We start from the raw sequence: 7,445 nt of genomic DNA, 5'->3' as shown, positions 1-7,445 counted from the left end.
GCCGCCCCTTGGCTGGCCGGTGATTGCTGTGGAGGCCGCAATAACGACCCCACCGCAGGAGGTTTTGCTGCCGTGAATAGCTGCAGCAGCACCTTCAATGGGGTACCAGTCAAGGCCGGTGACGATACTGGCACCACAGGAGCTGCGGTCACCAACGCGGGCGACGGGTAAGCCGTCAACAAAGGTGGTGGAGGCCGCACTAACAATACGGTGAGGGCCTCCGTTACAGGGGCAGGCAACCTGATCGCCCAGTTTTGCTTGTTCCATGGCGGTATAATCGTCCTAATTAAACCCATAGAAGGAAGCTGGCTTAACTGCTTGCCAGCTTCAATAGACTCAGTCCGTCTAAATTGGACTGATTGTCATTCAAAATATCAGGATAGGCTTTTGCAGTAAATGTTGATGTTAATAAAACTGAGGCTGCGTAAATGCAAGTGAGTGTGAAGAGACTGAGATACAGTTACGTGGCTTTCATAGCAGAGTCAGCTATTTATTAAAAAAAACGGATCAGTTTTGCTGATGCTAGCGCTGCAAGTACAAGTTGAGAGTATGACTAGCAGCGGCTCAATAGTGGTCTGGAAAGATAGATTAGTCTGAAAAAATAGTCAGAACAGCGTTAATAACCTGCCCAAGGTTTCCATGCCGCGTTCGCTGCGTTGTGTCCAGGGGTGACCATAGCTTAGCCGCACGCAGTGGCGAAACTGTTGCGTCGCCGAAAAAATCGGGCCTGGCGCTAAGCTAACGCCATGGTCGAGAGCGGTATTAAATAGTCGCAGAGAATCCACCTTTTCGGGAAACTCCACCCATAAAAAGTAGCCGCCTGCCGGGCGGGTGATGCGGGTATGGGCAGGAAAGTAGCGATCCGCCGCTGCCAGCATGTTGCCTTGTTGGGCTTCCAGAGCATGGCGGAGCTTGCGTAAATGGCGGTCATAACCGCCGTGTTGCAAGTAGTCGGCAATGGCTGCTTGGGCGGGCACCGAAGGCGAGATGGTGGTCATCAGTTTTAGCCGCGAGATGGCCTGTGCATAGCGACCACCCGCCACCCAGCCAACCCGGTAGCCAGGCGCCAAGCATTTTGAAAATGAGCTGCAGTGGATGACCAAACCCTCATCATCGAAGGCTTTTACAGGCGCGGGCGGCGTACTGCCAAAGTACAGCTCGGCATACACGTCATCCTCTAGCATCGGCACCTGATGCTGCTTTAATAGCTGATAAAGGGCGTGTTTGCGCTCTTTACTCAGGCTGGCGCCGATGGGGTTTTGCAGGTGGCTCATAAACCAGCAGGCTTTGATCGGCAGCGTCTCTAGCCGCTCTGCCAGCACGTCGAGGTCGATCCCCTCCCGTGGGTGAACCGGAATCTCCACCGCGCGTAGTTTCAACCGCTCCAACACTTGCAGGCTGGCATAAAACGCTGGGGACTCTATCGCTACCAGGTCGCCCGGCTGGGTAACACACTGCAGGGCTAGATTAAGTCCCTCCATTGCGCCATTGGTAATCACCAGCTCTTCCATCGGCAGTTGAATGCCACTCAGCATGTAGCGCAGGGCAATCTGCCGACACAGGTCGGTGTGCCCTGTAGTCATATCAGCCACTATCTGCTGGGGCGAAAGCGCGCGCAATCCCCGCGTCATGCTGGTGGCCAGGCGAGAAAGCGGAAACAGCTCGGGGCTGGGGAAAGCCGACCCGAAGGGCACCGTTCGGTCATCCTGCAGCGAGCCCAGCACCGAGAACACCAACTCGCTGACTTCCACCTCTGCTGGGTCGGTGGGCTGCAGTGTCACGCGCGGTTCGTCCAGTAAGCGCCGGGCGTGTTCACGAACAAAATACCCCGAGCGCGCCCGTGCTGTGATAAGCCCTTGGTTTTCCAGTAAGTAGTAAGCCTGGAATACCGTAGAAGGGCTGATGCCATGGTGTCGACTGGCTTGGCGCACTGAAGGAATGCGCTCCCCAGGGCCCAGCACGCCCTGGCGAATCAGCGAGGCTATCTCATCGGCAAATTGTTCGTAGCGTTTCATGGGGTAAACCGTCGGTGCATTGAGTAGAACGCCCGAATACTCGATCACAGTGTTAGCTGGCACAGCGCGGCTCTCTGCTTATAGAAAATACCACTGTGTCGCATGTGAGAAGCGTAAAACAGGCTCAAATATACGAATAAACAGCATATCAGAAAGCAGTGGTGTGGGTGCGTTGGCACTAACTGATACGCTTTATTTGTCTACAACTGCGTCTGTTTGTGTCATCTCTGTATGGGCATAGTAGCGGCTAACTTAACAGTCGCGCCTGCTAACAAATGCTTAATCATCTACCCCGCGACGCCCCTCGACCGCATAAACCTCCATTCCCTCTTTTTTGGATATCGGTATGACGCAACGCATTCCACTGCAAGACCTGACCACCGAGGCGGCGGTTGAACACCATACGCCTCCGTCTAAGTCTCCCAATTCTCAGTCTCCTAGCTCTCAGTCTCCTAAGCTGGGGCATATTTATGTGCGCGAAATAGGTGGTTTTTTTCAGCGTATTCGGCGCCACTCAAACTGGCTGCTGATGGCGCTGTATTTCGGTTTGCCGTGGATCAATTGGGGCGACCGACCGCTGGTGTGGTTTGACCTCTCTGCCCAGGAATTTCACCTGTTTGCGTCGACGTTTTATCCACAGGACTTTATCTTACTCACCTGGATTCTGGTGCTCTGCGCCTTTGGTCTGTTTTTGATCACGGTGGTGGCTGGGCGCGTGTGGTGTGGCTATAGCTGCCCGCAAAGCGTGTGGACGTTTTTGTTTATCTGGTTTGAGCATCGCCTGGAAGGGCCTCGGCACCGGCGCATTCGGCGTGATAAAGCACCTAATAACATTGATACGCTTTGGAGAAAGACCGCTAAACATATGGTTTGGCTGCTGATTGCCCTGGCAACGGGGATAGCTTTTGTCGGCTACTTCACGCCCATCAGAGAGTTAGTAGTGGATACGTTTACCTTGGATGCGCACCCCCTGGCGCTGTTCTGGATTGGCTTTTTTACCCTGTTTACCTACTTGAATGCCGGTTGGCTTCGCCATCAGGTGTGCCTGCATATGTGCCCCTATGCACGCTTTCAGTCGGCGATGTTCGACGCCGATACGCTGATTGTTTCCTACGATGCCGCCCGCGGTGAGCCGCGCCGAAATCACTCTCAGAAGGGCGTTGAAGCCACTCGCGCTGGCGACTGTATCGACTGCGAGCTGTGCGTTCAGGTATGCCCCACCGGTATCGATATTCGTGACGGGCTGCAGTACGAGTGCATTGGCTGCGCGGCGTGTATCGATGCCTGCGATAGCGTGATGGCGCGGATCGATAAACCGCTTGGCCTGATTCGGTACACCACCGAACGCGCGCTGGAGGGTAAAACGACCCGCTTTTGGCGTCCTCAGCTGTTGGCTTATACGGCGGCGTTACTCTCCATGGTGGTGCTGTTAGTCGGTTTCTTGAATTCTCGCGTGCCCATCGATGTCGATGTTGTGCGCGACCGCCAAACGTTGTTTGAAAGCACGGCGGAGGGTCGCATCATCAACTATTACAACGTGACGCTACGCAACCAGGATGATCAGACCCATCGCTACGCGGTATCGGCAACGGGCTTGCCAGGACTTCGCCTGCAGGGGATGGATACTATTGAGGTATCGGCGAACGAGACACGCAGCCTACGTTTAGCCCTCACCGCCGATGCTGGTGGTCTATCACGGCCCAGCCACTCTATTGAGCTGCGCTTCATTGCATTTGACGACCCCTCAATAGTAAGCGTCAGTGAAACACGCTTTCTGGGGCCTGCGGGGGAGTAGTCACTATATGTTAGATATGACTGATTGTAGGGTTGCAATCTGATCCGCCTTTTTTGCAGCTCTCTGAGCCTGTACAGATAAGCGGCATACAGGCATAGTCAGCAAGTTAGTTTGAAGGCTAATGAAGTTGTTTTCACCTGACTAGGTGAGTTTTCGTTTAGGAGGTGTCTGTTAATATGCTGATATATATTGTCTTTTTTATGATTTTTGTGGGCGTGACCGCTGCTTTATATCAGGTGTATGAAATTCATTACAACATCAACGTCGGCAACGATAAAAAGTTGTCGAAGGCTGATAAAAGCCACTTAAAAGTGCTTTCTGACCAAGCCAAAATCGCCACGCAAACCCATGCCCGGTCAGACTTTGATCAAGCGGCAGTCGATGCCTTGGGCCCTAATCTCGATCGGGATATCGCGCTGAAGGCGTTTGCTGAAGAGGAAAAAGGCGCCTATGCGATCCCCTTATTGCGCCGCAAAGCGCGGTTGCGTTTTAACGGCGAAGGCGGTGTGGCTAAAAGCAGTGTAAATAAAAGCAGTGCGAATATAATCAGCGTAAAAGTGCGCCACTGGCCGTTTTGGAAAACAACGCTGCCACGTGTCGATATACGCGCAGCGTTGATTACACTGGTTATTTTGAACTGTTTCTTGGTTCAGCTATTGGCTGCCATGAGTGTTTATACGCTGGGTTATCCAATGTCGACGCCTTGGCTGGCTTGGCTAAACGACCCCATGGCAGTGATGCTGCTGATTTATGCCTTAATCTTTACCTCACTGCTTATTTCGGCGTTTGATAGATATATGCACGACCTCTATCAACTCGGCAAGCTGTTTCAGAAGAAAGCTGTTTAAGACAAAGCTGTTTAGGCGTCAGTGCAGCGGGTAATCTCATCGGCCAACTGCCCCAGCAGCGCATCAAAGAGACCTGCATTCAGCGTCAGACCCACACCCAAGGGGTCCATGACACCGATATACGCCGACGTATCGCCGAAAACGTTATTGACCATCTGCGGATTGAACTGGGGTTCACTAAACACACACTGGATACCTTCATCATTCACCAGCGTTTGCAGCTTCTCGATACGCGCGGGGCTAGGAGAAGAGGCATCGCCAATGGAAATGGCGCCAGCCGCGTGCACGTTAAATGCCTCCTCGAAATACTGGTAAGCATCATGGAAAACAACAAAACGTGTGTCGACGCTGTTGGCCAAACGATCCTGAATGTTCCCCTGAAGGCTGGTTAACGCCTCTTTGCCCTGGGCGGCGTTGTCGCGATAGTAAGCGGCGTTATCAGGGTCGATCTCACCTAGCTGCTCGGCGATGGCATCCAGCCAACGGCGTGCATTGGCAGGATCCAGCCAAGCATGCGGATTCATGCCGGTATGACTGTGGTCATGGCCGTGATGATGGTCATGGTCATGGCCACTTTCGTCATGACTGTCTTGATGGTGGTGCTCGTGATCGCTGTGATCATGCTCATCGTGGTCGTGGTCGTGGTCGTGGTCGTGGTCGTGGTCATGCCCATGGTTATGATCGTGGTCATGGTCGTCATTGCCGTGGGCATGGCCGTGTTCATCAGCACCGTTTAGCGCAAAGGTCGCGCCTTCACGGTATTCCAGTGTCGTGATCCCGGGCACGTCCATTAGCTCAAGATGGTGTGCATCTCCCGCCAGGTTCTCAATAGGCCCTGATAGCCAGGGTGTGAGCGCGTCGCTTACCCATATGACCAGGTCGGCATCATTGAGCGATTGCGCTTCAGAAGGCCGTAGCGAATAGCCATGGGGTGAAGCGCCGGGCTGAATAAACAGCTCAGGATCGCCGCGCTCCCCCATTACCTTGGCAACAAGCGAATAGACGGGCGGAATATCCACCGCAACACGCGGCACATCTGCGGCGGCAACAAGGGGGAAAGCCGCCAGTAGCGGCCATGATAAGCGGGCTAAACGGTTATTCATGGGGTTCTCCTGATAAAAGTGACCGTTAAACGTGATAGAAAGACGAGACTCGCCTATATTTCACTCATATGTTATAACATAACAAATATGCCAAGAGTGAATGTTAACCATGCGGCTTGCTCACCCTCCTGATAGCGATGCGATTCTGAGCGTTCGCCAACTGAGCGTTCGCTTCGGTGGACAGCAGATTCTTGAGAACATCAATCTCGACTTGTATCGCGAGCAGGTGGTGACCCTGATTGGCCCCAACGGCTCGGGGAAATCCACGCTGGTGAAAACGCTGATCGGTGCGGTCACGCCGACCTCGGGACAGGTGACCATCGCACCCCAGCAGCGCATCGGCTATGTGCCGCAGCGGCTGCACTTGGATCCCACCTTGCCCATGACGGTCAAACGCTTTATCAACTTGCCGCGTCGCCATCCGAGTCGCGATGTACACAAGGCGCTGGAAGATGCCGGTGCCGAGGCGCTGATTCATGCCGCCATGAGCGAACTCTCGGGCGGCCAGTTTCAACGTGTGCTGTTGGCTCGGGCGCTGCTGGTAAAGCCCGACATTCTGATTCTCGATGAGGCGACCCAAGGGCTCGACCACCGGGGTACCGCTGCGTTCTATCAACATATTGAAAGCGTACGCCACACCTACGGCTGCGCTGTGTTGATGGTCAGTCATGATCTCCACGTGGTGATGCGCACCGCCGATCACGTGCTGTGCCTAAATCGGGTTATTTGTTGCGAAGGTGAACCCGAGCACGTTGCCTCATCACCGCATTATCAGGCGCTGTTTGGCGACCAGACCGCCCAGACATTGGCGCTCTACCGCCACCATCATCAGGAGGCGGCCAATGTTGGATGATTTTATGTGGCGTGCGCTGTTCGCCGGGGTGCTGGTGGCGATGGCGGCTGCTCCGTTGGGGTGTTTCGTGGTGTGGCGGCGCATGGCCTACTTCGGTGATGCGACGGCGCATGCCGCCATTCTGGGCGTCGCATTAGCGCTGTTACTGAACGTCTCCATTTTCTTGGGGGTGCTGACGGTCGCCCTGGTGATGGCAGGTTGTGTGTCGCTACTTAGCGGGCGCGGCTATGCCATGGATACCCTGCTCGGGGTCATGGCGCACTCGGCCTTGGCGGTTGGCCTGGTGGCCGTGTCGTTTCTTGCTGGGGTGCGTATTGACCTCAATGCTTATCTGTTTGGCGACATTCTGGCTGTCGGGAAAAGCGACCTGTGGATCATCGGCGGCGGTGTAGCGCTAGTGTTAATACTGCTTTTCTGGCGCTGGTCATCCTTATTGACCGCGACGTTAAGCGACGAGCTTGCCCATGCCAGCGGCCTCCACCCGCGCCGCGAACAGTTGGTGCTCACCCTGGCGCTAGCGCTGGTCGTCGCCGTGGCGCTAAAAGTGGTGGGCGTACTGCTGATTGCCGCGTTGCTGATTATCCCGGCGGCCACGGCGCGCCCGTTTTGCCGCACGCCAGAAGTCATGGCGATGGTGGCCGCTGGGGTCGCCATGCTGGCGGTGACGGCGGGGCTTAGAGCTGCCTATGTGATGGATACGCCGACCGGGCCAACGATCGTCACACTCGCCGCTGTGCTGTTTACCCTAGCGACGGTCACGTCACAAAGCTGGCGCTTCTTGCGTCAGTGCATTCAATGACGGCTATCTCAACAACGCTTATGGAGTCATTT

Annotated in this window: 7 protein-coding genes; 4 read left to right on the top strand and 3 right to left on the bottom strand. The window is 54.8% G+C overall.

The genetic code is table 11. The annotated features are described in order from the left end of the window. Nucleotides 1–267, bottom strand: a 267-nt coding sequence (locus J7J49_RS07910) for a PAAR domain-containing protein (protein ID WP_215091587.1), incomplete at its 3' end; no start/stop codon positions are given. A gap of 338 nt (nucleotides 268–605) precedes the next feature. Next, entirely contained in the window at nucleotides 606–2,015 is a 1,410-nt protein-coding gene (mapR, locus tag J7J49_RS07905) for a GntR family transcriptional regulator MpaR (protein ID WP_215091612.1), read from the bottom strand. Between the two features lie 346 nt (nucleotides 2,016–2,361). Between mapR and ccoG the strand changes: the two genes are divergently transcribed. Next, nucleotides 2,362–3,810, top strand: a complete 1,449-nt coding sequence (gene ccoG / locus J7J49_RS07900; RefSeq protein ID WP_215091585.1) for a cytochrome c oxidase accessory protein CcoG — start codon at nucleotides 2,362–2,364, stop codon at nucleotides 3,808–3,810. A gap of 176 nt (nucleotides 3,811–3,986) precedes the next feature. Further along, on the top strand, nucleotides 3,987–4,658 hold the full coding sequence (locus tag J7J49_RS07895; RefSeq protein ID WP_215091583.1) for a hypothetical protein: 672 nt from the start codon (nucleotides 3,987–3,989) through the stop codon (nucleotides 4,656–4,658). 11 nt (nucleotides 4,659–4,669) lie between these two features. Here the strand turns inward: J7J49_RS07895 and J7J49_RS07890 are convergent, their stop codons facing one another. Beyond that, complete coding sequence (locus tag J7J49_RS07890) at nucleotides 4,670–5,761, bottom strand: zinc ABC transporter substrate-binding protein (protein ID WP_215091581.1); 1,092 nt, start codon at nucleotides 5,759–5,761, stop codon at nucleotides 4,670–4,672. Nucleotides 5,762–5,870: 109 nt separating this feature from the next. Between J7J49_RS07890 and J7J49_RS07885 the strand changes: the two genes are divergently transcribed. Together J7J49_RS07885 and J7J49_RS07880 are read left to right on the top strand one after the other, a co-directional pair. Then, nucleotides 5,871–6,614 carry a metal ABC transporter ATP-binding protein gene (locus tag J7J49_RS07885; protein WP_353048357.1) on the top strand — a complete coding sequence of 248 codons (744 nt, stop codon included), beginning with the start codon at nucleotides 5,871–5,873 and terminating at the stop codon, nucleotides 6,612–6,614. Further along, nucleotides 6,604–7,413 carry a metal ABC transporter permease gene (locus tag J7J49_RS07880; protein WP_215091577.1) on the top strand — a complete coding sequence of 270 codons (810 nt, stop codon included), beginning with the start codon at nucleotides 6,604–6,606 and terminating at the stop codon, nucleotides 7,411–7,413. The genes J7J49_RS07885 and J7J49_RS07880 overlap by 11 nt, the downstream gene beginning before the upstream one ends. The last annotated feature ends 32 nt before the right edge of the window (nucleotides 7,414–7,445 follow it).

It is taken from the genome of Halomonas sp. ISL-56, assembly GCF_018612805.1.
Classification (GTDB): Bacteria; Pseudomonadota; Gammaproteobacteria; order Pseudomonadales; family Halomonadaceae; genus Vreelandella.
Note: the sequence above shows the minus strand (reverse complement) of the source record. Positions and strands in the feature narration are given on the sequence as shown.

Coding starts and splice junctions, on each gene's coding strand:
- mapR (WP_215091612.1), bottom strand. CDS start 2,015: ATGAAACGCTACGAACAATTTGCCGATGAGATAGCCTCGCTGATTCGC.
- ccoG (WP_215091585.1), top strand. CDS start 2,362: ATGACGCAACGCATTCCACTGCAAGACCTGACCACCGAGGCGGCGGTT.
- J7J49_RS07895 (WP_215091583.1), top strand. CDS start 3,987: ATGCTGATATATATTGTCTTTTTTATGATTTTTGTGGGCGTGACCGCT.
- J7J49_RS07890 (WP_215091581.1), bottom strand. CDS start 5,761: ATGAATAACCGTTTAGCCCGCTTATCATGGCCGCTACTGGCGGCTTTC.
- J7J49_RS07885 (WP_353048357.1), top strand. CDS start 5,871: ATGCGGCTTGCTCACCCTCCTGATAGCGATGCGATTCTGAGCGTTCGC.
- J7J49_RS07880 (WP_215091577.1), top strand. CDS start 6,604: ATGTTGGATGATTTTATGTGGCGTGCGCTGTTCGCCGGGGTGCTGGTG.